The 23,870-nt window shown below is 70.2% G+C and carries 18 protein-coding genes, 1 other RNA gene and 2 pseudogenes; 13 read left to right on the forward strand and 8 right to left on the reverse strand.

Annotated features, from left to right (window positions below):
- Positions 1-60 precede the first annotated feature (60 nt).
- Positions 61-356 (forward strand): annotated as a pseudogene (locus J7656_RS12385) (hypothetical protein).
- A gap of 12 nt (positions 357-368) precedes the next feature.
- On the opposite strand, the gene J7656_RS12390 reads toward J7656_RS12385, so the two are convergent.
- Genes J7656_RS12390 through J7656_RS12400 form a run of 3 tightly spaced genes read right to left on the reverse strand, consistent with a single transcriptional unit; the run spans position 369 to position 2,824 of the window.
- Positions 369-599 (reverse strand): H/ACA ribonucleoprotein complex subunit GAR1, encoded by a 231-nt coding sequence (locus tag J7656_RS12390; RefSeq protein WP_017342598.1) that lies wholly within the window; start codon positions 597-599, stop codon positions 369-371.
- Positions 600-601: 2 nt separating this feature from the next.
- The gene (srp19, locus tag J7656_RS12395) at positions 602-880 is read right to left on the reverse strand and encodes a signal recognition particle subunit SRP19 (RefSeq protein ID WP_017342597.1); all 279 of its coding nucleotides are present in this window, start codon (positions 878-880) and stop codon (positions 602-604) included.
- A 60-nt stretch (positions 881-940) separates the two neighbouring features.
- Positions 941-2,824 (reverse strand): ATP-binding protein, encoded by a 1,884-nt coding sequence (locus J7656_RS12400; protein ID WP_211553444.1) that lies wholly within the window; start codon positions 2,822-2,824, stop codon positions 941-943.
- 233 nt (positions 2,825-3,057) lie between these two features.
- Here J7656_RS12400 and alaS point away from each other — a divergent pair, with 233 nt between their 5' ends.
- The 5 genes and pseudogenes from alaS (at position 3,058) to citZ (ending at position 10,768) form a co-directional block, all read left to right on the forward strand.
- Entirely contained in the window at positions 3,058-5,838 is a 2,781-nt protein-coding gene (gene alaS / locus J7656_RS12405; RefSeq protein WP_211553445.1) for an alanine--tRNA ligase, read from the forward strand.
- A gap of 20 nt (positions 5,839-5,858) precedes the next feature.
- Entirely contained in the window at positions 5,859-6,662 is an 804-nt protein-coding gene (locus J7656_RS12410) for an alpha/beta fold hydrolase (RefSeq protein ID WP_211553446.1), read from the forward strand.
- A gap of 131 nt (positions 6,663-6,793) precedes the next feature.
- The gene (locus J7656_RS12415; RefSeq protein WP_211553447.1) at positions 6,794-7,510 is read left to right on the forward strand and encodes a type 1 glutamine amidotransferase; all 717 of its coding nucleotides are present in this window, start codon (positions 6,794-6,796) and stop codon (positions 7,508-7,510) included.
- A gap of 86 nt (positions 7,511-7,596) precedes the next feature.
- Positions 7,597-9,486, forward strand: coding sequence for a PINc/VapC family ATPase (locus tag J7656_RS12420; protein WP_211553449.1), 1,890 nt, complete (start codon positions 7,597-7,599; stop codon positions 9,484-9,486).
- Between the two features lie 144 nt (positions 9,487-9,630).
- Positions 9,631-10,768, forward strand: a pseudogene (gene citZ, locus J7656_RS12425) (citrate synthase).
- 54 nt (positions 10,769-10,822) lie between these two features.
- Here citZ and J7656_RS12430 read toward each other — a convergent pair.
- From J7656_RS12430 to J7656_RS12440, 3 genes are all read right to left on the reverse strand, one after another.
- The gene (locus tag J7656_RS12430) at positions 10,823-12,058 is read right to left on the reverse strand and encodes a digeranylgeranylglycerophospholipid reductase (protein ID WP_017342590.1); all 1,236 of its coding nucleotides are present in this window, start codon (positions 12,056-12,058) and stop codon (positions 10,823-10,825) included.
- Positions 12,059-12,186: 128 nt separating this feature from the next.
- On the reverse strand, positions 12,187-13,050 hold the full coding sequence (locus J7656_RS12435) for a 2-oxoacid:ferredoxin oxidoreductase subunit beta (protein ID WP_017342589.1): 864 nt from the start codon (positions 13,048-13,050) through the stop codon (positions 12,187-12,189).
- Between the two features lie 3 nt (positions 13,051-13,053).
- Positions 13,054-14,811 carry a 2-oxoacid:acceptor oxidoreductase subunit alpha gene (locus J7656_RS12440; RefSeq protein WP_017342588.1) on the reverse strand — a complete coding sequence of 586 codons (1,758 nt, stop codon included), beginning with the start codon at positions 14,809-14,811 and terminating at the stop codon, positions 13,054-13,056.
- Between the two features lie 383 nt (positions 14,812-15,194).
- Here J7656_RS12440 and J7656_RS12445 point away from each other — a divergent pair, with 383 nt between their 5' ends.
- A complete protein-coding gene (locus J7656_RS12445) occupies positions 15,195-15,839 on the forward strand; it encodes an FAD-dependent oxidoreductase (RefSeq protein ID WP_017342587.1) in 645 nt (214 codons plus the stop codon).
- A gap of 95 nt (positions 15,840-15,934) precedes the next feature.
- Entirely contained in the window at positions 15,935-16,960 is a 1,026-nt protein-coding gene (locus J7656_RS12450; protein WP_211553451.1) for an aldo/keto reductase, read from the forward strand.
- 48 nt (positions 16,961-17,008) lie between these two features.
- Here J7656_RS12450 and J7656_RS12455 read toward each other — a convergent pair whose 3' ends face one another.
- Positions 17,009-17,467 (reverse strand): DUF7992 family protein, encoded by a 459-nt coding sequence (locus J7656_RS12455; protein ID WP_017342585.1) that lies wholly within the window; start codon positions 17,465-17,467, stop codon positions 17,009-17,011.
- A gap of 138 nt (positions 17,468-17,605) precedes the next feature.
- Between J7656_RS12455 and J7656_RS12460 the strand changes: the two genes are divergently transcribed.
- Both J7656_RS12460 and ffs read left to right on the forward strand, forming a co-directional pair.
- Positions 17,606-18,019, forward strand: coding sequence for a DUF7548 family protein (locus J7656_RS12460; RefSeq protein ID WP_211553453.1), 414 nt, complete (start codon positions 17,606-17,608; stop codon positions 18,017-18,019).
- Positions 18,020-18,090: 71 nt separating this feature from the next.
- An RNA gene (ffs, locus tag J7656_RS12465) (signal recognition particle sRNA) lies at positions 18,091-18,402 on the forward strand.
- A gap of 1,157 nt (positions 18,403-19,559) precedes the next feature.
- On the opposite strand, the gene J7656_RS12470 is transcribed toward ffs, so the two are convergent.
- A complete protein-coding gene (locus J7656_RS12470; protein WP_017342583.1) occupies positions 19,560-20,144 on the reverse strand; it encodes a GNAT family N-acetyltransferase in 585 nt (194 codons plus the stop codon).
- Positions 20,145-20,257: 113 nt separating this feature from the next.
- Here J7656_RS12470 and ligA point away from each other — a divergent pair, with 113 nt between their 5' ends.
- From ligA to J7656_RS12485, 3 genes are all read left to right on the forward strand, one after another.
- Positions 20,258-22,105: an ATP-dependent DNA ligase LigA gene (gene ligA, locus J7656_RS12475; protein WP_211553454.1), complete on the forward strand. Its 1,848-nt coding sequence runs from the start codon at positions 20,258-20,260 to the stop codon at positions 22,103-22,105.
- Between the two features lie 144 nt (positions 22,106-22,249).
- The gene (locus J7656_RS12480; protein WP_211553455.1) at positions 22,250-23,065 is read left to right on the forward strand and encodes a hypothetical protein; all 816 of its coding nucleotides are present in this window, start codon (positions 22,250-22,252) and stop codon (positions 23,063-23,065) included.
- Positions 23,066-23,100: 35 nt separating this feature from the next.
- Positions 23,101-23,835 carry an MBL fold metallo-hydrolase gene (locus J7656_RS12485; protein ID WP_017342580.1) on the forward strand — a complete coding sequence of 245 codons (735 nt, stop codon included), beginning with the start codon at positions 23,101-23,103 and terminating at the stop codon, positions 23,833-23,835.
- Positions 23,836-23,870: the final 35 nt, after the last annotated feature.

Consider the following 23,870-nt stretch of genomic DNA (forward strand, 5'->3'; position numbering starts at 1 on the left):
ATCCCCGAGCCGCGCGCCGCCGCCCACAGATACTCCTTCGTCCGGCCCCTCAGTGATCGCGTGTCTCGGACTCGCACCTATCGATGTCTGAACTGCCTCGATGCGACCGTCACGCGGTCGTTCGACACGTCGCACCTCTCGCGGACCTGCCCGAACTGCGGCTCGTTCGAGCGGTTCGCCAACCAGACGGTGATCGATCAGTTCGAGGCGTTGGAGGCGTCGCCGCCGGCCGAGCTCGACTGGGGCGGCTGGAGCGACGGGAGAAGCTGGTCGTCGCCGAGCGGCTCGCGCGCACGGAGAAGACGCTTGCCGACTTCGACGTGACTGAGGCCACCGACGCGGTCGCGGCGGAGTGACGGCGGGCGACGCTACCGCGCGTACAGCTTCCCGCCGACGAGGTCGGCGAGTCCGACGCCGTCACTCGGCGTGACGGCCACGTAGGGGTGACCGGCGGGCCCGAACACGTCGACGACGCGCCCGACCGTCGAGAGCGACTCGTCGACGACGCTCGCGCCGATCCGCGGGGGATCCTCTCCGGCGTCGCCGCGGGCGATCGCGAGCCCCCCGGCGGTCCGGACGACGGTGCCGACGCGCCGCACGGTTACTCCCGGAGCACGCCGAGGTACGCGGCGATCGCCTGGACGAGGTCGTTCTTCGCGGTGTCCTCGGTGCCCTTGACGGCCACGTAGCCGCGGGGTTCGAACTCTCGGGAGTACGTCGCGTCGCGCTCGACGACGGCGTCGTAGCCGACCTGCTGGACGGCCTTCGCGATCTCGTCGACGGTCGGCGCTTCGACCGCCAGGTCCGTCGGGACGCGGCGGCCCTCCGAGCGGGACAGCTCGGCGTCGAAGTAGGCGGGGTAGACGACGTTCTCGACCATACCGGATACCCTCGCGCGCGGCGTAAGGTCGTTTCGGACCGGCGCGGGTCCGATGGCCGCTCAGCCGGTCCGGAACTCGAAGCGGGCCCCGCCGTCCGCGCCGGCGAGCGCGTGGGCGGTCCACCCGTGCGCCTCGGCAATGCGCTCGCTGATGGCGAGCCCGAGCCCCGTGCCCGACTCCTCGGTCGTGAAGCCGCTGTCGAACACTCGGTCCGCATCGTCGGGGAGCCCGATCCCGTCGTCTTCGACGTAGAACCCCGACACGGCCTCCCCGTCGTCGTGGAGCGTCCCCGCCCCGACGCGGACCGAGAGCGGGTCGTCGGGGCCTATCCGGCCGCTCGTGGAACCGTGTTCCACGCTGTTCCGGAAGACGTTCTCCAACAGCTCGCGCAGCCGCGTCCGGTTCGCCTCCAGGGTTCCGTCGGCCTCGACGGTCAGCGTCGCACCGTCGGTTTCGACGCTGCTCCACGCCTCCCGGGCGACGTCGGCCAGCGAGACGGACTCCGTCTCGCCGACCGACCGCCCTTCCCTGGCCAGCGACAGAAGATCCTCGACCAGCTCGTCCATCCGGTCGATGGCGTCGGCCGCCCTGTCGAGGTGGTCGATGTCCCCGGTCTCGCGGGCGAGGTCGACGTACCCCTCCGCGACCGACAGCGGGTTTCGGAGGTCGTGGGAGACGATGCTCGCGAACTCGTCGAGTCGCTCGTTCTGTCGCCGGAGGGTCTCCTCGCGTTCGCGCCGGTCGGTAACGTCGGTGTAGATGGCGTAGCCCGCCGCGTTGGCGGCGTCGAGGTGGATCGGAATGACGTGGAGAATGAAGTGGCGCGGCCCGTCAGTAGTGGTCCGCGTCACCTCCCGACGGACGTTCTCGCCGCGCTGGAGCTGCTCGTTGAGGTCGTTAGCCTCCGATTCAGCGTCGGGGGGAACGATGTAGTCGTCGATGGACTCGCCGAGCACGGTCTCGGCGTCGTAGCCGAACGTCGCCTCGAACGCCTCGTTCACCTGGCGGACGATCGGCTCGCCGTCGACGTAGTCGTAGGCGATGGCGGGGTCGGGAACGTTCGTGAACAGCGCGAGCAGCCGGTCCCGCTCGGCCCTGAGCGTCTCGGTGACGTCGATCCGATCGAGGGTCTCCTCGAGGTGGGAGGCGAGCAGCTCCGCGAGCCGGCGGTCGGCGTCGTCGAACTCGGCGCCGCTGCCGGTCGCGTCCGCCGCGAGCTGGAAGACGACGTCGTCGCCCACGGGGACGGTGAGCACCGTGTCGAACCGGCTCTCCGGGTTCGGGTTCGGCGCGATGGAGGCGTCGCCGGTCTGGACGGCCCTGCCGGCCACGCCGCTCCCGACGCGGACGCGGTTACAGTCCTCGACGGGCGTCCCGCTGGAGGCGACCACAGGTTCGACCCACTCCCCGTCGCGGACCGCGACCACGCCCTGATATCCGGGAAACACCTGCTCGGCGACCGCGATGGTCGCCCGGTACGCCTCGTCGACCGACCTGACGGCGGCGAGCTCCGCCATCCCGGCGTTGAGCTGTTCGATCCGCGAGGGGGTCCGGGCCGGTTTCGACCGGACGACCGACCGGCGGTCGCGGGCGAGCAGCCACGACACCGTCTCCGAGAGCGCCTCGGGCGTGCCCGCGACCGCGTCCACGAGCGGGTCGGTCGCGACGCGGCCCGTCGGGTCGTCGACGTACGCGACCACGGCGCCGACGCGGTCGACCGGCCGGACCCGTTCGAGTCCCGCCTCGCCGCCGACGACCGTCACGTCGGCCCCGGCGAGGCGAGCATCGTCGACGCCGTCCGGGGCGGCGGCGTGCGTCTCGACCGCATCGCCGTCGTCGGAGTCGCGGCGCTCGGCGCCGAGGTGGGACCCGAGCTCGCCGGCGAACTCGGGGTCGTCGTCGAGCACGAGGACCGAGGCGTGCTCGCCCAACGCGGAAGTCACAATTGTACGTGATAGGTCCCGCGGAGCGTATAAATCTTCGTACCGGTCGGCGAATCCCGGTGCCGTCGTCCGTTTCTGGTCGATCGCGTCCCTCCCGGCCGCCCGCGCATCCGGTCGCCGTCGCTCCGACCGAGGACCCCTTGCCGAGCCCGTCTCGCGGCGGCGAGCGGCGCCGTCGCGGCCGACGAGCGACCCCGGAACCCTTTTGGAGCAACACGGGCCACGTTCGTGTAATGAGCGATCTCGAAGCGGAGTACCGTCTCGACTACTTCGAGGAGGAGGGGTTCGAGCGCAAGGAATGCACCTCCTGCGGCGCGCACTTCTGGACCCGCGACGCGGAGCGAGAACTGTGCGGCGAGCCGCCCTGCGAGGACTACAGCTTCATCGACGACCCGGGCTTCCCGGAGGCCCACTCGCTGTCGGAGATGCGCGAGGCGTTCCTCTCCTTCTTCGAAGACCACGGCCACGAGCGGATCGATCCGTACCCGGTCGCCGCGAACCGCTGGCGCGACGACGTCCTCCTGACGCAGGCGTCGATCTACGACTTCCAGCCGCTCGTCACCTCGGGACGGACGCCGCCGCCGGCGAACCCGCTGACCATCTCACAGCCCTGTATCCGGATGCAGGACATCGACAACGTCGGCAAGACGGGCCGCCACACGATGGCGTTCGAGATGATGGCCCACCACGCGTTCAACACACGCGAGGAGGTCGACGAGGACGAGTACGCCTACCACGGCGAAGTGTACTGGAAAGACGAGACGGTACAGTACTGCGACGAGCTGTTCGAGTCGCTCGGCGCGGACCTTGAGGAGATCACCTACATCGAGGACCCGTGGGTCGGCGGCGGCAACGCCGGCCCCGCCATCGAGGTCATCTACAAGGGCGCCGAGCTGGCGACGCTCGTCTTCATGTGTATGGAGCAGGACCCCGACGGCGACTACGAGATGAAGGACGGGAACACGTACTCGTTCATGGACACGTACATCGTCGACACCGGGTACGGGCTCGAACGGTGGACCTGGATGAGCCAAGGGACCGCGACGGTGTACGAGGCGATCTATCCCGACGCGATCGACTTTTTGAAGGAGAACGCCGGGATCGAACACACCGAGGCGGAACGCGAGATCGTCCACCGCGCCGCGAAGCTCTCCGGCCGGCTCGACATCGACGACGTCGACGACGTGGAGGCCGCCCGCGGCGACATCGCCGACCGGCTCGACGTCGACGTCGACCGGCTGCGCGAGCTAGTGGAGCCGCTCGAATCGATCTACGCGATCGCCGACCACTCGCGGACGCTCGCGTACATGTTCGGCGACGAGATCGTCCCCTCGAACGTCGGCACGGGCTACCTCGCCCGGATGGTGTTACGGCGGATGAAGCGGCTCGTCGACGAGGTGGGCGTCGACGCCCCGCTCGACGAACTGGTCGACATGCAGGCCGATCGGCTCGGCTACGAGAACCGCGACACGATCCGCGAAATCGTCCGCAGCGAGGAGCGGAAGTACGAGCGGACCTTAGAGCGCGGCGCCCGCAAGGTCGAGCAGCTCGCCGACGAGTACGCCGGCACCGGCGAGCCGATCCCGACCGAGGAGCTCTTAGAGCTGTACGACTCCCACGGGATCCAGCCCGACATGGTCGCCGACATCGCCGACGAGCGCGGCGCGGCCGTCGACGTGCCCGACGACTTCTACGCGCTCGTCGCCGACCGGCACGAGGAGGGCGACGCCGCGGCGACGGCCGACGAGCGCGACGAGCGGCTCGCCGACCTCCCCGAGACCGAGAAGCTGTTCTACGACGACCAGGGCCGCACGGAGTTCGAGGCGGTCGTCCTCGACGTTTTGGACGCTGAGGAGGGGTACGACGTCGTCTTGGACCAGACGATGTTCTACCCCGAGGGCGGCGGCCAGCCGGCCGACAGGGGCCAACTCACGGTCGGCGAGACCACCGTCGACGTCGAGGACGTCCAGGAGGCCGACGGGGTCGTCCTCCACCGCACGGACGCGGATCCCGGGAAAGGCGAGTTCGTCAAGGGGCAGGTTGACGGCGACCGCCGCGAGCGGCTCCGCGCGCACCACACCGCGACCCACCTGATCGGCCACGCCGCCCGCGAGGTGCTCGGCGACCACGTCCGACAGGCGGGCGCCCAGAAGGGGACCGACTCCGCGCGGCTCGACGTGCGCCACTTCGAGCGCATCACCCGCGAGGACGTGAAAGCCATCGAGCGCGTCGCCAACGAGCTGGTCCGCGACGACGTCCCCGTCCGTCAGGAGTGGCCCGACCGCAACGAGGCAGAGGCGGAACACGGCTTCGACCTGTACCAGGGCGGCGTCCCGCCGGGAACGAACGTCCGGCTGATCCATGTCGGCGACGCCGACGTTCAGGCCTGCGCGGGCACGCACGTGAACCGGACCGGCGAGATCGGCGCCGTGAAGGTGCTGAAGACGGAGCCGGTTCAGGACGGCGTCGAGCGCATCGCCTTCGCCGCGGGTGCCGCGGCCGTCGAGGCGACGCAGCGCACCGAGGACGCGCTGTACGACGCGGCCGACGTGTTAGACGTCGACCCGCTCGACGTGCCCGAGACGGCCGAGCGCTTCTTCGAGGAGTGGAAGGCGCGGGGCAAGGAGATCGAGTCGCTCAAGGAGGAGCTGGCGGCCGCGCGCGCCTCCGGCGGCGCCGACGCCGAGGAGGTCGAGGTCGCCGGGACGACCGCGGTGATCCAGCGGCTCGACGGCGACGCCGACGAGCTGCGCGCGACCGCGAACGCCCACGTCGACGACGGGAAGGTGGCGGTGATCGGCAGCGGCGCCGACGGCTCCGCGAGCTTCGTCGTCGGCGTCCCCGACGGCGTCGACGTGAACGCCGGGCAGGTCGTCTCCGAGCTCGCCGGGCGCGTGGGCGGCGGCGGCGGCGGTCCGCCGGACTTCGCGCAGGGCGGCGGCCCGGACGTCGACGCGCTCGACGACGCGCTCGACGCGGCGCCGGACGTCCTTCGCAGCCTTCAGGAGGCCTAGTCCTCCCCCTCAAGTTCCATATGCCCTACGCGACCAACGCCGGCACCGAGATCCGGTACGAGGTAGACGCCCCCGACGCCGGCGACCCAAACGAGGCGGTCATCTTCTGCGGCGACGTCGGGCTCGGCGCCTGGCAGTTCGGCTGGCAGCACGCCGCGCTGGCCGGGCCGCACACGGTTATCACGCCGGAGACGCGCGGTGTCGGTCGGTCAGACGCGCCGCCGGACCCCTACGGGATCGAGGCGCTCGCGGCCGATCTCGACGCGGTCTGCGCGGCCGAAGGGATCCGAAACGCTCATTTCGTCGGGTACGGCCTCGGCGGGATGGTCGCCCTCACCGCCGCGCTGACTTCTTCGCGGCCGGCGAGCGTCGCCGTGGTGGGAACGCCCCCCGCAGGCGACGCGTACAACCCCGACGGCGTCTGGGCCGATCCGAGCGACCCGGCCGCGGTCGAGGGGTCGCTAAACGGGCTGCTCTCGCCCGACTTCCGCGAGGCGCACCCGGACGCGCTCTCGCGGATCGCGGAGTGGCGCCTCGCGGAGGACGCCGGCCGCGAGGCGTACGAGGCGCACCGCGCCGCGGTCGAGGGGTTCGACCTGACCGACGGACTGTTCGAGGTGACGACGCCGGCCCTCGTCGTCCACGGGAGCGACGACACGGTCTGTCCGGTCACGGCCGGCGAGACGCTCGCGGAGGGGCTCCCGCGCGGCGAGTTCCACGCCGTCGAGGGCGCCCGGCACCTCGTCGGGGTCGAGGCGTCGGCGGCGGTCAACGACATGCTCACGGGCTGGCTCGCCGAACACGCGACCGACCGGTTCGAGTAGGAGCGGCGTACTCCGGCGGCGAACGCCGCGGTTCGAGCGGCGCGGTTCGAGCGGCGCCCCCGCGTCCGCGTCGTCGGCCGACGCCTCCGGCGCCGCAACCGTTTTGTGACTCTCGGCTCTCCGTTCGGTCGATGACTCGTCTCCGGTTCGCTCTGCTGAACGCCGCCCACGACGGCGCGAACACCCGTCGGAACTTCCGCCGGGAGCTCGACGTCGACCTCGTCGAGTTCGACGCGGTCGACGGCGACCTCCCCGACCACACCGAGTTCGACGGCGTCGTCGTGACGGGATCGCGCTCGTCGGTCTACTGGGACGAGGCGTGGATCCCGCCGCTCGTCGACTACGTCGCCGAGGCCGCCGAGGCCGGCTGTCCCGTTCTCGGCGTCTGTTACGGCCACCAGGTGCTCGCAGAGGCGCTCGGCGGCCGCGTCGCGGGGATGGACGGGTTCGAGATCGGCTACAACGAGATCCGCCGCGTCCGCGACGACCCGCTGTTCGAGGGGATCGACGAGTCGTTCACCGCCTTCACGACCCACGGCGACGCGGTCGTTGAGCTCCCGCCGTCGGCGACGCTGCTCGCCGAGAACGACCGCGGCGTCCACGCGTTCCGCGACGGCCACTGCTGGGGCGTCCAGTTCCACCCCGAGTACGACGTCGAGACCGCCCGCGAGGTGACGGACGGGAAGCGCGAGCAGATCGGCGACGCCCGCGTGGACGGCGTCCTCGAATCGATCACGCCGGCGGCGTACGACGCCGCCTGCGAGGCGAAGGCGCTGTTCGAGAACTTCACCGCCTACGCCGCGCGGCTGGCGGGCGAGCGGTCGGAGCGGGCGGCCGCGGACGACTGAGCAAGGAGTCAGAGCGAGCGGACGGCCCCCGCGGTCGAGCGCCCCCGGTCGAACACCCTTATACGGTTCCCGGACCGATCCTCGGTATGAACGTAGTACCGGACACGAGCGCGGTCGTCGACGGCCGCGTGTCCGAACGCGTCGCGGACGGGACCTACGAGTCGGTCACCGTGTTCGTCCCCGAGGCGGTCGTGGGCGAGCTGGAGTCGCAGGCGAACGACGGGCTCGAATCCGGCTGGGACGGGCTGAGCGAGCTGAAGCGGCTCGCCGACTACGCCGACGACGGGACGATCGAGCTCCGGTACGTCGGCGAGCGCGCGAGCGGCGACGCCCGCTCGAACGCCCACGAGGGCGACGTGGACGCGCTGATCCGCGATCTGGCCGCCGACCACGACGCGACCCTCCTCTCCAGCGACGTGGTTCAGGCAGAGGTCGCCCGCGCGAAGGGGCTCGACGTCGAGTACGTCGAGCCGGTCGCCCGCGGCGTCGTTGACGAGCTCCCGATTCAGGACTTTTTCACCGACGAGACGATGTCGGTCCACCTCAAGACCGGCACCGTTCCGAAGGCGAAGCGCGGGACCCTCGGCGAGATGCGCTACGTCGAGATCGCGGACGAGGAGACCGACGAGGAGCAGATGCGCGAGTGGGCCAACTCGATCGTCGACCTCGCCCGCCAGTCGAACGAGGGGTTCATCGAGCTCTCCGACGACGGGATGGACATCGTCCAGTTCCGCAACTACCGGATCGCGGTGGCGCGGCCCCCCTTCGCGGACGGGATCGAGATCACCGCGGTCAGACCGATCGCGAAGACGACTCTCGACGACTACGAGTTCGCCGACGAGCTTCGCGACCGGTTCACGGAGCGCAAGCGCGGCGTGCTCATCTCCGGATCCCCCGGCGCCGGCAAGTCGACGTTCGCGCAGGCGGTCGCGGAGTTCCTCAACGACAGCGACTACGCGGTGAAGACGATGGAGAAGCCGCGTGACCTCCAGGTCGGGCCGGAGATCACGCAGTACGGCGCGCTCGGCGGCGAGATGGAGAACACCGCCGACTCCCTCCTCCTCGTTCGGCCCGACTACACCATCTACGACGAGGTCCGGAAGACGAACGACTTCGAGGTGTTCTCGGACATGCGGATGGCCGGCGTCGGGATGGTCGGCGTCGTCCACGCCTCCCGCGCGATCGACGCGCTCCAGCGGCTCGTCGGCCGCGTCGAGCTCGGAATGATCCCCCAGATCGTCGACACCGTCGTCTACATCGAGGCCGGCGAGGTCCACACCGTCTACGACGTGACCACGGAGGTGAAGGTGCCCGCCGGGCTCACCGCCGAGGACCTCGCCCGCCCGGTCATCCAGGTGTCGAACTTCGAGACCGGCCGACCGGAGTACGAGATCTACACGTTCAACCGCCAGGTCGTCACCGTCCCGCTCGACGAGAACGGCGGCGAGGCCGAAAGCGAGTCCGGCGTCGGCCGCATCGCGAAAAAGGAGATCGAGCGCGAGATCAAGTCGGTTGCGCACGGGCGCGTCGACGTGACGCTCAACGGCGACGACGAAGCGGTCGTCTACGTCACCGAGGGCGACATCGGCACGGTGATCGGGAAGGGCGGTGGCCGCATCGCCGACATCGAGAACCGGCTCGGGATCGACATCGACGTCCGCACGCACGACGAGAAGCCCGGTGGGTCGGGGTCGGCCGCCTCGGGCGGCGCCGCCGAGAACGGCCGCGGCGACGGACAGGTCGGCGCCGAGCGCGGCACGGTGGTCGCCCCGGAGATCACCTCGCGGCACGTCGTCATCGACGTCGACGACGGGGTCGGCGAGACGGTCGAGGTGCGCGCCGACGGCGAGTACCTCTTCACCGCCACCGTCGGCCGCGGCGGCGAGGTCCAGGTCTCCCGCGGCTCCGCCATCGCCGAGGAGTTAGAGGACGCGATCGACCGGAACCGGACGGTGACGGTCGTTCCGGCGCGGTAAGCGAGGCCGGCGGCGGCCAGCTCCGCTGGACCGACGTTTCCGAACCCTGTCACGTCGTCGGACGACGCGGCGGGGTACCACGATCGTCGTAACCTATCCCTCCTGAAAGATAACGCTTTTTTGACGGCCTTGACAACTCGGGGTATGGCAGATGAGTTAAAACGCGGGCTCGAGGGCGTCCTCGTCGCGGAGTCGGATCTGAGCTACGTCGACGGCGAGGTCGGGAAGCTCGTGTATCGCGGGTACGACATCGAGGACCTCGCGCGCGGCGCGAGCTACGAGGAGGTGCTGTACCTGCTGTGGCACGGTTCCCTACCCACCGCCGTGGAGCTCGACTCGTTCGCCGCCGACCTCGCGGCGGAGCGCGAGGTGGACGACGACGTGATCGAGACGGTCCGCGCGCTCGCGGACGCTGGCGAGCGGCCGATGGCCGCGCTCCGGACCGCGACGTCGATGCTGTCGGCGTACGACGACGAGGAGAGCGACGACGACGGGTCCGCCCTCCGACAGGGCCGCCGGATCACCGCGAAGATCCCGACGGTCCTCGCCGCGTTCGAGCGCGTCCGCCAGGGCGAGGAGCCGGTCGCCCCCGACCCGGAGCTCTCGCACGCCGGGAACTTCCTCTACATGCTTACCGGGACCGAGCCGGACGCCGTGAGCGAGGAGACGTTCGACATGGCGCTGACGCTCCACGCCGACCATGGGCTCAACGCCTCCACGTTCACCGCGATGGTCATCGGCTCGACGATGGCCGACATCTACTCCGGCGTCACGGGGGTATCGGCGCCCTCTCCGGCCCCTCCACGGCGGCGCAAACCAGGACGTGATGGAGGTGCTCCACGAGATCGACGCCTCCTCGAAGGACCCCGTCGAGTGGGTGAAACACCGGCAGGACGACGGCGGGCGCATCCCCGGGTTCGGCCACCGCGTCTACAAGGTGAAGGACCCCCGCGCGAAGATCCTCGAAGAGAAGCTCCGCGACCTCTCGGAGTCATCCGGTGACACGAAGTGGCTCGACTACACCACCGCCATCGAGGAGTACCTCACCGATCAGGGGCTCGTCGAGAAGGGGATCGCGCCGAACGTCGACTTCTACTCCGGCTCCGTCTACGACTCGCTCGGCATCCCGGTCGACATGTACACGCCCATCTTCGCGATGAGCCGCGTCGGCGGCTGGATCGCCCACGTCGCCGAGTACCAGGAGGACAACCGCCTCATCCGCCCGCGCGCCCGGTACACCGGTCCCGAGGACGCCGAGTTCGTCCCCGTCGACGAGCGGTAGGCGACGCGTTCCCCGTTCCGTTTCTCACCAGGTCGTCGTTCTCGCTCGACCGCTTCAGACCCCGAACCGCTCGCGGGCGTACTTCGCGAGCAGCGGGACGTCGTCGAGGTGGAGCAGCCGGGCCATCCCCGCCTTCTCGCCGCGGTTCGCCTTCGCTAAGATGTCGTCGTCGGTCTTCTGGAGGTCGCGCATCAACCGGTCGTACCGCTCGTTGGGCGCGAGGTACAGCAGCTCCGTGAGCGCCAGCCGCGACTCCGCGCGCGGCGCCACGTCGCGGTGCCACAGCGTCTCGTACACCGCGAGGCTCTCCGCGTCGATGCGCCGCTCCGAGTCGGTGAGACAGCGGTCGACGGTCGCCGCGGCGGCGCGGGCGGACTTCATCCCCTTGTGGATCCCCTCGCCCCACAGCGGGTCGATCGAGGGGACCGTATCGCCGATCGCGATGAACCGGTCCGTGTGCATCTGTCCCGGGCGCTGGATGTGCGCCGAGCCGCGGTGGACCTTCTCGTCGATCTGTTCGGCGTCGGCGAACCGCGGGTCGCGGCTCACCCAGTCGTCGAGGTAGCCGTCGACGGTCTTGCCCGCCTCGGCGAACTCGCGGTGGCGGTCGTTCTGGATGTAACAGAGGCCGACCTTCGCGGTGTCCTCGCCGGTGGCGAAGATCCACGAGTAGCCGCCGGGCGCGATGTTGTGGTCCAAGCGCAGCATCATCGCGCGCCGGAGGTCCGCGTACTCGGGATGGTTCATCTCGACGCCCTCCATCTCGTACTCGATGCCGATTGCCTGATTTTCGCGTTCAAGGTCGACGACGTCGAGCGCGCTCGCGAGCGGCGCGGCCGGCCCGGTGGCGTCGATCACGACGTCGGCGTACACCTCCTCGTCGCCGTTGTACCGAACCCCTTCGATGACCCCGTCGTCGTCGAGGATCGGTCGCGAGACGCGCGCGTCGAAGCGGTACTCCGCGCCGTTGTCGCGGCCGTCCTCGACGAGGAACCGCTTGAACTCGGCGAACTCCAACACCGCCCCCGGCTGGTAGCTCTCGTAGTACTCGTTTGGCGACTCCAACACGACGTCGTCGGTGTACGACATCACGACGTCGTCGGGGATCCCGAAGGAGGACATCATCGACGGGAACGTGCCCGCCGTCGACTTGTTGCTCTGTCGCGGGAACTCGTCTTCCGACTCCGTCTCCAAGACGACGACGTCGTAGTCGCGCGTCGCCAGGTCGCGGGCGCACTGCGCGCCCGCCGGACCGGCCCCGGCGACAGCGACGTCGTAGCGATCAACCATACACGGAAGTTACGGACCCACCTAATTAGGCTTGCTGAAACTCCCCGAAAAATCCGCGCGAACCCGCCCGTTCGGCCGGTTTTGGCCGTCGAGCGAGGTCGGAATCGCCCCCGCTTCGTCCGGCGGTCTCAGTAGAACTCGCGGACGAGGTCGGTCGCGCTCTCGGGAGCGCCGTCCGGGATGACCGACATGTCCTCGTCGACGCCGTGCTGCTCGTGGTACGGCACCGACGACTCGTCTTTGTAGATGACGCCCTGGTGTTCCTTCTCGTTGTCGAGGATGACGTCCTTCGCGTCCTCGCGGGAGGTCGGGTCGTGCTCTTCCTCCTTCAGGTCGACCAGCGAGTCGCGGAAGTAGTCGTACGTGTCGACGTCGTTGAAGGTGACGCACGGCGAGTAGACGTTGACGAAGCCGAACCCGTCGTGCTCGATCGCCTCCTGAATTATCTCCTGGTGGCGGAGCGCGTCCGAGGAGAACGACTGCGCGATGAACGTCGCGCCCGAGGCGAGCGCCAGCGCGTGCGGGTTCACCGGGGGCTGCTTCGGCCCCTCGGGGCTCGTCGACGTCTCGAAGTCCTCGCGGGAGGTCGGGGAGGCCTGTCCCTTCGTCAGCCCGTAGATGCGGTTGTCCATCACGACGTACGTCATGTCGACGTTGCGCCGGACGGCGTGGACGAAGTGGCCCGCGCCGATGGAGTAGCCGTCGCCGTCGCCGCCGGCGACCATCACTTCGATGTCAGGCCGCGCCATCTTGACGCCGGTCCCGACGGGGAGCGCGCGCCCGTGAACGCCGTGGAGCGCGTAGCTGTGCATGTACGTGCCGATCTTGCCGGAACAGCCGATGCCGGCGACGACGAAGGTGTTGTCGGGGTCGTTCCCCGTCTCCGCGAGCGCCTTCATCATCCCGTTCATCGTCCCGAAGTCGCCGCATCCCGGGCACCACGTCGGCTGCTTGTCGGACTTGAAGTCGGTGAATCGAATCTCTGAGCTCATTGGTTACGCCTCCACCCCCTCCGCGAGGGTCGACTTGATTTCCGCTGCGAGTTCGTCGGCCTTGAACCGCACGCCGTTGTACTTGTTCACGCGGTCGACCCGTTCGAGCACGTCGTGCTCGACGAGGTCCGCGAACTGCCCCCGCTCGTTACACTCGACGACGACCGTCGTCTCGGCCGCCTCGACGTCCGCCGAGAGGTCCGGTCGCGGGAAGATGTACGGGACCGAGAGGACCCGCACGTCCTGCCCCTCCTCGTCGAGGATCTCGACCGCCTCTGCGAGCGCGCCCTCGTTCGACCCCCACGTGATGACGAGGTCGTCGGCGTCTTCATCGCCGAACTCGCGCGGGCTCCAGTCCTCGCGCTCGCGGGCCGTCTCCACCTTCCGGTTGCGCTTGTCGACCTGCGCGACGCGCATGTCGGTGTCCTCCGTCCGGCGGCCCTGCTCGTCGTGTTCGAGGCCGGTGGACATGTGCGCGCCGTCGGCGGTGCCGGGGAACGCCCGCGGCGAGATCCCGTCGTCGGTGATCTCGTGGGGCTGGAAGCCGCCCGACTCGCTCATGTGGTCGTCGATCGTCGTCTCGTCGACGACGTTGCCGCGGTCGACCTCCACCTCGTCCATGTCGAAGGTCTCCGGGGAGAACGTCTGCTCGGTGACCGCCATCGAGAGGTCGGCGGTGAGGTAGACGGGGAGCTGGTACTTCTCGGCGAGGTTGAACGCCTCGACCGTCTTCCAGAAGCACTCGTCGATCGTCGTCGGCGCGAGGACGAACCGCGGCACCTCGCCGTGGCCGCCGTACAGCATCTGGTTTAAGTCGCCCTGCTCCTGTTTCGTCGGCATCCCCGTCGAGGGGCCCGAGCGCATCACGTTACAGATGACGAGCGGCGTCTCCGAGGTGGCGATGAGTCCGAACGTCTCGGTCATCAGGTCGATCCCCGGCCCGGAGGTCGCCGTCATCGCGCGGGCGCCGCCGCGGGCCGCGCCCAGCGCCATGTTGATCGCGGACAGCTCGTCTTCCGCCTGGACGACGTGGCCGCCGTACCGCTCGATGCGCCCGGTGAGGTACGTCATCACGTCGGTCGCGGGCGTGATCGGGTAGCCGGCGTAGAAGCGGCAGCCGGCCGCGATGGCGCCCATGCCGATGGCCTCGTCGCCGTTGAGGAGGACGTAGTCCTCGTCGGTGGTCTCGAGGTCGTAGTCGAACTCGTGGTCGTACTCGTCGGCGACGTACGACTGCCCGGCGCGCGCGGCCTCCTTGTTGTTGTCGACGAGCTTCTGCCCTTTGTCCTTGAACCGCTTTTCGAGGGCGGAGTCGAGGTTCTCGATGGGGAACTCCGCCACCTCGCAGGCGGCGCCGAGCGCGACGACGTTCCGCATGATCGCTCCGCCGGCCTCCTCGGCCAGGCTCTTGAGCGGCACGTCGAGCCCGATCATCTCCTCGGGGATCTCGACGTCTTGCATCGTGGTCCGCTCGCCGTCGTAGATGATCACCGACCCCTCGTGGAGCTCGTCGAGGTTCTCCTCGATCGTCCGGGGGGTCAACGCGATGAGCACGTCGAGTCGGTCAACGACGCTCTGTACCTTGTCGACGGAGGTCCGCACCTTGTAGGCGGTGTACCCGCCTCGGATCCGCGATGCGAAGTCCTTCGACGTGAACACGTGCCGACCCGCGCGGGAAAGCGCCTGTGCGAAGATCTTCCCCGTCGAGTCGATGCCGTCGCCGGCCTCTCCGCCGACAGCCCAGTTGAAATCCGCGGCCATGTGCTATGGGCAAGGTTCCGGCGGACTCATCAAAAGGCTTCTGGAAGGAGCCACCGAGGTGTTTCTGGACGAACGTGTTCGCTCTCGCGAATATTGTCGCCTCTGGGCGCTGTATAAGACTATAATCGAGAGAAAATTGAACATACATCCACCGAATCCATCACGATCGACCCCTCGCGTCGGACCCGTTTTCGACGATCATCGAATATTCTCGGCCGGGAACGGCCCTCCCAGACGCGTCGGCGAGATCGAGCATGTGGCGAGGGCGCGTGCGTCTCCGAGAGCGTGCGTGTGGAGTCGGGCCGCGCCGCGGGACCGGTTTCGACACGGGCAGGACCGACGCCGACGCGAAGGGGTTTGTGTCTCCCCCGCCGATCCGACGTATGGACACGACAGCGACGGTCGAGGCGGTCGAGGCGGTCGGCCCCGACACGTACGCCCTCCGCTTCCGCGCGCCCGAGGGGTTCGCCGCCGAACCCGGACAGTTCGTGAAGCTCGGCACCGAGATCGACGGCGAGTCGGTCGCGCGCTTCTACACCCTCTCGTCGCCCCGCGTCGGCGAGACGTTCGAGGTCACGGTCGGCATCGACCCCGAGGAGGGCGGCGACTTCTCGGCGTTCCTCTCGGACGCCGAGGCCGGCACCGAGATGACCCTCTCCGGCCCGTTCGGCGACCAGCACTACGACGGCGAGCCCCGCGCGGTCGTGATCGCGGGCGGGCCCGGGATCGGCCCCGCGGTCGCCATCGCGGAGCGCGCGCTCGACGAGGGCGCCGAGGCGGCGGTCGTCTACCGCGACGACGACGTCGCGCACGCCGACCGGATCGATTCCCTCCGCGAGCGCGGCGCCGATATTCGGCTCCTCGACGCAGACGAGCCCCTGACCGACGCCGTCGCCGACGTCCTCACCGGCGCGGACGGTGAGACCGTGTTCGTCTACGGGTTCGCGGACCTCGTCGCCGACGCGGAGGCCGCGGTCGACGCGGCCGGGGGCGACGCGGACGCCGCGAAGGTCGAGAACTTCGGATAGCGGGTTCCCGGATAGCCGACTTCGCCCTGCGGCCTCCCAGCGCGCTCCCCGCCGGTGCCGCCACGCTTTATAAATAGCGCCCGAGAGGGGCGGGTATGGACTACCGACAACTCGGGAACACGGGACTCAGCGTCTCGGAGCTCTGCTTCGGGACGTGGCGGTTCGGACGCGAGACGAACGGCGTCGTGGAGACGGGCCGCGAGGAGTCGCACGAACTGCTCGACGCGGCCGCGGACCGCGGGATCAACTTCATCGACACGGCCAACGTCTACGGCAACCCGAACGGGACGAGCGAGGAGTACATCGGCGAGTGGCTCGCCGACCGCGACCGCGAGGACTACGTGATCGCCTCGAAGGTGTACTTCCCGTTCGACGGGCGCGGCGAGCCGGGACCCAACGACTCCGGGCTCGGTCGGAAGCACATCCGCGCGCAGATCGAGAGCACCCTCGACCGGCTCGACACGGACTACCTCGACGTCTACTACATCCACCGCTGGGACGAGGAGACGCCGATCGAGGAGACGATGCGCGCGCTCGACGAGTTAGTCGCCGAGGGGAAAGTGCACCACCTCGGCGCGTCGACGATGGCGGCCTGGCAGCTGACGAAGGCGCAGTGGACCGCCGACATCAACGACTACGCGAGCTTCGACGTGGTCCAGCCGCTCCACCACGCGGGCTACTACGAGGACGTGAGCGAGTACCTCGACGTCTGTGTCGATCAGGATCTGGCCGTCTGCCCGTACTCCCCGCTCGCGGGCGGGTTCCTCACCGGGAAGTACGAGCGCGCCGATCCCGACGACCCCGAGAAGGTGATCGCGCCCGACGGCTCGCGCGCGAGCTTCGACGACCGGTTCGAGCGCTTCTACCTCTCCGAGCGCGGCTGGAAGGTGCTCGACGCGGTCCGCGACGTGGCGGACGAGCTCGACGCGACGCCCGCGCAGGTCGCGCTGGCGTGGCTCACCGAGTGGGACGAGTTCACCTGCGTCCCTATCGTCGGCGCGCGGACGGTCGACCAGCTCGACGAGAACGTCGCGGCCGCCGACCTCGACCTCTCCGACGAGCAGTGGGACCGGATCATGGACGCGCGCTACGCCCCCGACGGGAGCCTCTGGGGGCACTGAGCGGGCGGACCCGCACCGGGCGGCCGCGTCCGAATCGGAGCGCGGCCGCTACTCGTCGAAGTCGGGCAGGTCGTCCGGCGCCTCGAAGTCGGCTTCCCAGTCGATGTACTCCTCCTTGAGCGTCTCGCAGACGATCTGTCCGAGTTCGGTGAGTCCCGCGTTGATCGCGGAGACGGTCCCCCACGAGTCGAGGTCGGGGTGGAGGTCGCGCTCCTTCCAGTCCTCGGGGAGCCCCGGCGCGTGGTAGCCGACGCGGTCGGCGAAGTCGTCCCAGAAGAAGTCGAATCGGGAGACGAGCTCGAGGTCGACCGCGATCCGCCAGTCGGACTCGTCCATGTCGGTGGTGTCGACCCACTCGGAGAACGCGTCCTCCCACGCGCCCTCGCGGAGGAGCGCTTCCAGGTCATCGCGGCGGTACTCCCCGCCCGCCACCTCGGCGTCCTCGTACTCGTTCGGGTCGACGGCGGCGAGTTCGGGGGGCTCCGGCGTCTCGACGTCGAGTGACATACGACGGTATGGGCGGCGACGGGGCAAAACCCTACGGGAACGGCTCGTTCCGACGCCGCTCCCTTCGGCCGCGCGCGCCGTGCTTGCTCGGCGTGCCCGATCCGGTCCTTTTACCGCGCCGCCGTCCCGAGAGCAGGTATGGACCTCCGCGTCGTCTCGCGTCGCGTCGGGATCGCCGCCGCCGTCGTCACCGTCGTCGCGCTCGTCGCGCCGTACGCGGTCATCACTGGGCCGGAGTACACGAGCCAGCTCGCGGCGTACTACGCGTCCGGCGTCGTCGGGTGGGGCGGGATCGCGCTGTTCGCACTGCTCTCCGCGGTCGTCATCGCCTCCGTCGAGCGGGGGAACGTCGACCCCGGGACGCTCGCGGGCGTGGCGGTCGTCCTCGGGCTCGCGACGACCGCCAGCGCGGCCAGTTGGGCGCTCGCGGTTGAGCCGAGCCCGGTGTTCCGCGACCACCTCTGGCTGGTGTGGCACGCGCGCGCCGTTGTCGCGCTCTCCGTCCCCGTGCCGCTCGCCGCCGCGGTGTACGCTCGGGAGCTGCTGTCGTAGGTCAACGGAGCGGCGCCGCGGCGGTGGCGGTCGCCGAACGAAAGGCCCTTATGCCGCACCCGAATATCGTCGAACGGACTAGGTCGGGCGGTTAGGCCCCGCTCGTAACCCGTGAGGCAGTCTTCAGCGGGGACCGAACAGCGGGCACGTCCGGTCAGACCGGCGCGGGCCCCGAGAGCCAACGTGGAAGCCTCGTCCGCCGGGGACAGCGGTCCGTGACGCCCGCTCGCAGGAGCGGTCCGTCGCGGTTCGTCGGCGACACTGGGTCAGGCGCGGAAGCGAGCAGCCCACCGCCGGACGCCCGTCGCTCGTCGGGTCGCGGGGTGGAGGAGGCAATCGGGATACCCCGTGCCGGAACGCCGGGCTACCCCGCCTGTCCGCCATTCATACCGATTCTCATTCGCTGAGTGGTGACGCTACGATGTTGTGGTTGCTGGCGTGAGCGTCGACACCGCGAGCGTTCATTTATAAGTGAAGACTGTCTGGTCGGAGTTCTGTTTATAAATAAGCGACATCGTCACCGCGAACACCGCCGAAGCCCCGGCGCTCGCTTAGAAATAATCAGATCTGTTGAATTCCTCAGTACGTGATGTATTCTGACCCGGTTGCGACAAATACAGGTGACTCACGGATCGGTCAGTACAGCGGTAGCGGTGAGCAATAGCGGGAGTCGATGCTGTCGATCGATCACGACAAGACGGTGTTTAAATAGTTACGAGGGACAGCGGCGATCGCTTATAAATAGTAGGCGGTGGCGCGTGCCTCCGAGCGGCCGCCCTCGGCGGCCGCGAGGAGCACGCGCGAGGGACGCGGCGACCGGAGCGAAGCGGAGGGAGCCGCGAGGCTGGGGAGGCGTGAGGCGTTGTGCGGTGCGGGGTGGGACTCAAAGGGGCAGTCGGATCCGGGAAGACGGCCGACGCAAGCAGTGTGGCGCTACGCGCCACGGGTAGCCGGCGGCAGAGCCGCCGGCGACACCGTAGCGAACGGAGTGAGCGAGGAGCGCAGCGAGGCCCTCGACCGGAGCCGGCTGGGGGCTTTGGCGGTGTTCACCGCAACGCCGCCGCACGTTTATAAGCAGCCGACGGCGACACCGCTTGATCACTAATAAACAACTACTCAACCGAACTAATACACATACTCCCGCTACCGATCAAGAAGCGGCTCCCATCGACCGGCTGTTTCAGGCAGGAATGTATCTGAAGAATAGGATTTCAACAGAGTCGAATAATTGACCGCGGATCCGCGATGAACACCGCCGAAGCCCCAGCCGCGAGGACAGCGCACGCTCGTTGCGCTCCTCACTCGATCGCTCACTCCGTTCGCTCCCTCGTTGCGGTGCTTACGTCGCCTGCGCTGTCCTCGCGGCTGCCCCTTCGAGTCCCGCCCCGCACCGCACAGCGCCTCACGCCTCCCCAGCCTCGCCGCTCGCTCCCTCCGGTCGCTCGCGGCGTCCCTCGCGCGTGCTCCTCGCGGTCGCCGGGGGCGACCGCTCGCAGGCACGCGCCGACCGCAACCGCGGAAAGCAGGTTGGTGTCGCGGTTTAGCGTCCGGTGTCGTACTTGTAGGTCGCCGAGTCCGGGTCGATGCCGAAGTCCTCGGCGGACTCCTCCGGCTCGTCGTCGCCGGTCGGCTCAGCGTCTTTGAACGCCGTCCGGAAACGGTTCGGCATCTCGAACGCGTCGACCGCGAGCCGGAGGCCGACGACCCCGCCGCCGAGGAACTCCCGCTTCTCGGTGAGGCGCTCTCCGAGCGCGGGCGGGAGGTCGTCGGTGTCGACGCGCTCGAAGCCGAACTGCGCGAGGTATTCGGGCTGGTCGGTGAGCACGTACACCGTCTCGAACCCGTCCGCCGCCGCGGTGTCGACGAGGCGCTCGACGACGTGCGCCCCGACGCCGCGGTCGCGCCACTCGGGGAGGACACCGATGCCCGTGAGCTCGATCCGGTTCTCTTCGTCCTCGTCGCCGCGGTGGAGGCGGAGCCGGCCGAACCCGGCCCGGTCGCCGGACTCCTCATCGACCGCGATCACGTAGTCCCGTGACCGGAAGGCGACGTCGTCGAGCCCCAGCTGCTCGATCGCGTCCAACAACCACGCCTCGTCACGGTTCTTGGCGTCGCGGACGTACATAGAGAGTCGTACGAGACCGGAGGTGAAAAGCGGTTCCCCGGCGGACGCGTCCGCCTTCCGCGACCATGACGCCATCGGGCCGCTTTTGCCCGCCGCCCCCCGACCGGACGCGTATGGAGTTCGCCGCGCTGGCTGAACGGGCGGAACGGGTGGCCGCGAACGACGGCGACATCGAGACGACGCTCGCGGTCGCCGACCTGCTCGCGGACGCCGGCGCCGCCGACAGGGACGAGGACGACGGCACCGAGCCCGACGGCTCGACCGACGACCTCCCCGTCGTCGTCCGGTTCCTCCTCGGCCGCGTCTTTCCCGCTCACGACACCCGGACCCTCGACGTCGGCCCCGCGCTCTGTCGCGAGGCCATCGCCCGCGCCGCGGGCCAGAACGTCTCCGCGGCGGACGTCGAGGACCGCCTCGCGGAGCGCGGCGAGATCGGGGCCGTCGCGGCCGAATACGACTTCGGCGGGCAACAGGGGCTCGCCGCGTTCGGGAGCGGCCGCGACGCGCTCACGGTGGCCGCGCTCGACGCGGAACTGCGCGACCTCGCGGCCGAGAGCGGCGACGGCAGCGAGTCGCGCAAGCGGGACGCGCTGTTCGGCCTGTTCACGCGCTGTTCGCCGAGCGAGGCGGCGTTCCTCGCCCGGCTCGTCCTCGGCGAGATGCGGCTCGGCGTCGGCGAGGGGACCGTCCGGGACGCGGTCGCGGAGGCGTTCCTCGTGCGGGACGAGACGCCCAAGGACGCCGACGCGGAAGCGGCCGATGAGCCCCGACTCGCCGCGCCCGAGGACGCCGTCGCGGCCGTCGAGCGCGCGCTTCAGGTGACGAACGACTACGGCCGGGTCGCGGTCCGCGCCCGCGACGAGGGGCTCGCGGGGCTGCGTGAGGAGTCGCTGCGCGTGGGCCGACCCGTTCAGGCGATGCTCGCGCAGGCGGGCACCGCGACCGACGCGGTCGACGCGTTCGGCGAGGTCGCCGTCGAGACGAAGTTCGACGGCGCCCGCGTTCAGGTTCACTACGATCCCGGAACCGACGGCGATTCGGCGCTCGGCCCGCGCCTCTACTCGCGGAACATGGACGACGTGACCGAAGCGCTCCCGGAGATCGTCGAGTTCGTCGCCGAGCGCGTCGACGTCCCCGCCATCCTCGACGGCGAGGTCGTCGCGGTCGACGAGGAGGGCAACCCGCTCCCGTTCCAGGAGGTGCTGCGGCGGTTCCGCCGGAAGCACGATGTCGACCGCATGCGCGAGACCGTCTCCCTGCGGCTCCACGCCTTCGACTGCCTCCACGCCGACGGCGACGACCTGCTCGATCGCCCCCTCCGCGACCGTCACGAGCGGCTCCGGAGGGTCCTTCCGGACGCGGCCGCGGACCTCACGCTCGCCGACGACCCGAGGGCGATCGCGGCCGCGGAGCGGACCGCCCTCGACGCGGGCCACGAGGGAGTCATGCTGAAGAACCCGGACGCGGCGTACACGCCCGGCGACCGGGGCCGCGACTGGCTGAAGCGCAAGCCGGACGTGGAGACGCTCGACGCCGTCGTCGTCGGCGCCGAGTGGGGCGAGGGGCGCCGCGCCGAGCTGTTCGGCACGTTCCTGCTCGCGGTTCGCGCGGAGGACGACGCGAGCGACGCCCCGGACCGCGACGCGGCCGACCGCGACGACGACGACCTCGCGCCCGCGGGTTACGCCACGGTCGGGAAGGTGGCGACGGGGATCACGGACGAGGCGCTCGCGGATCTCACGGAGCGGTTAGAGCCCCACGTCGTCGACGAGACGGGGACGACAGTCGCGTTCGACCCCGAACTGGTGGTCGAGGTCGGCTACGAGGATATCCAGACCTCGCCGACGTACTCGGCCGGCTACGCCCTCCGGTTCCCCCGGTTCGTCGGCGTCCGCGAGGACAAGGGCGTCGACGACGCCGACTCGCTCGCCCGGGTCCGCCGGCTCGCCGGCGACGACTGAGCCGACGCGAGAGGGCGGCGGGCGGCGGGTGACGGGCGACGGGCGGCGGACGGCGGGCGGCGGGCGACGGGCGGCGGGCGGCGCGGCCCCCCGTGGCGTTCCGCCACGCGAAACCCCTTCACGGTCCGGCTCGTAGGCGATCGCATGCCAGGCCCGCTCGGCGACGCGACGCGGCGCGACCTCACCGACGCGGCCGCAGACCGGCTCGCGGCCGACGGGTTCGAGGTCGACCGTCCGGAGAGCGGCGCCGAGCCGCCCGCGGTCGCGAGCCGCGGCGACGAGCGGGTCGCGGTCGAACCGCTCGCGGCGGACGACGCCACGCCGACCGTGATCGTCTCGCGGCTCGGCCACGCGCTCGACCGCGACCGCCGCGTCCTGTTCGTCGCCCGCGACGACGCCACCGCGGCCGCCGCCCGCGACCTCCTCGCCGACCCGCCGCTGCTCGCCGCACGCCGCGACGGCCGGCGCACGTTCCACATCGGGCCGGACCGGATCCCGGTCTCCGGCGGCGGCTACGCCTGCGTCCGTGCCGAAGGGCTCGGCGAACCGACGTTCGCGTGGCGCGAGACGGACACCCCCGTCGGCCCGGTGACGGCTCACTCGTCCGTCGACGCCGCCGCGGTCGACGACGAGGGGCGACCCGTCGTCCCTCGGCTCGTCTGCGAGGTGGACGGTGCGCCCGTCGCCGTCCTCGCCGGCGTCGACAGCCTCCGGTCCCCGCCGGACGCGGCGTTCCCGTTCGCGTACCGCCGCGACCCGGACGACAAGCGGTTCCGCGTCCGCCGCGGGGACGACGGGGCCGTCGTCGAGACGGTCGGCGGGTTCGCCGCGCTGCGCGAGGCCGGCTACGTCCCGGTTCCGATGCCCTTGGTTCCGGAACACGCGCTGGGGCGCCAGATCGATGACGACGCGCTCGCGGCGGCGTGGGAGCTGTCCGTGATCGACGAGGGAGAGCGATAGCCACCCTCAAGACGCCCGCGGCCGCAGGTTGCGACATGACGGTCCGCTACGAGGAGTTCGCGGTGGAGTGGCTTGGCTACGCGACGGCGCGGCTGGAGACGGACGCGGGGCCGGTCGTCTACACCGACCCCGGCCGCTACGGCGTCCTCGACGACTACTGGGCGCGCGACGGCGACCTCGTCGTCGTCACCCACGACCACCACTACGACAGCGACGGGATCCGGTCGGTCGCGACGGAGGACGCGACGCTCGTGATCTACGAGGCGGTCGACCCGGCCGGCATCGACCGCGACGTGGAGCCGATCGACGCGCTCGCGGCCGACTACGACGTGGTCCGTGTCGGCGAGGAGGAGCGCGTCGACGTCGACACGCCCGCCGGCGATGTCACGGTGTGGTCCGTCCCCGCGCACAACGACCCCGAGGGGCCGAACGCGGACGCGGACGGCTCGGTCGCGCACCCGCCCGGATTCGGCTGCGGCTTCCTCCTGTCGCTCGGCGGCCGCACCGTCTTCTGGCCCGGCGACTCGGACGCGCTCGACGGCTTCGCCGAGCTCGACGTCTCCGTCTTCCTCGCGAACATCGGCGGGGGTGGCATCGTCGCCGACCGACACGAGGCGGCCGACCTGGCCGAGGCGATGGACCCCGACCTCGTCGTCCCGATCCACTACGACACCTTCGAGCTGCTCGAAGCGGACGGCGAGGCGTTCGCGGGCGACGTCGCGAGCCGGTCGGTCCCCGTCGCGCTCGACGCGCGCTCGGCGAATCAGTAGGCCGAGCGGTCGGCGAGCCGGCGGGGAGAGAGCCC

The sequence above is a fragment of the Halorubrum ruber genome, from assembly GCF_018228765.1.
GTDB classification, from domain to species: domain Archaea; phylum Halobacteriota; class Halobacteria; order Halobacteriales; family Haloferacaceae; genus Halorubrum; species Halorubrum ruber.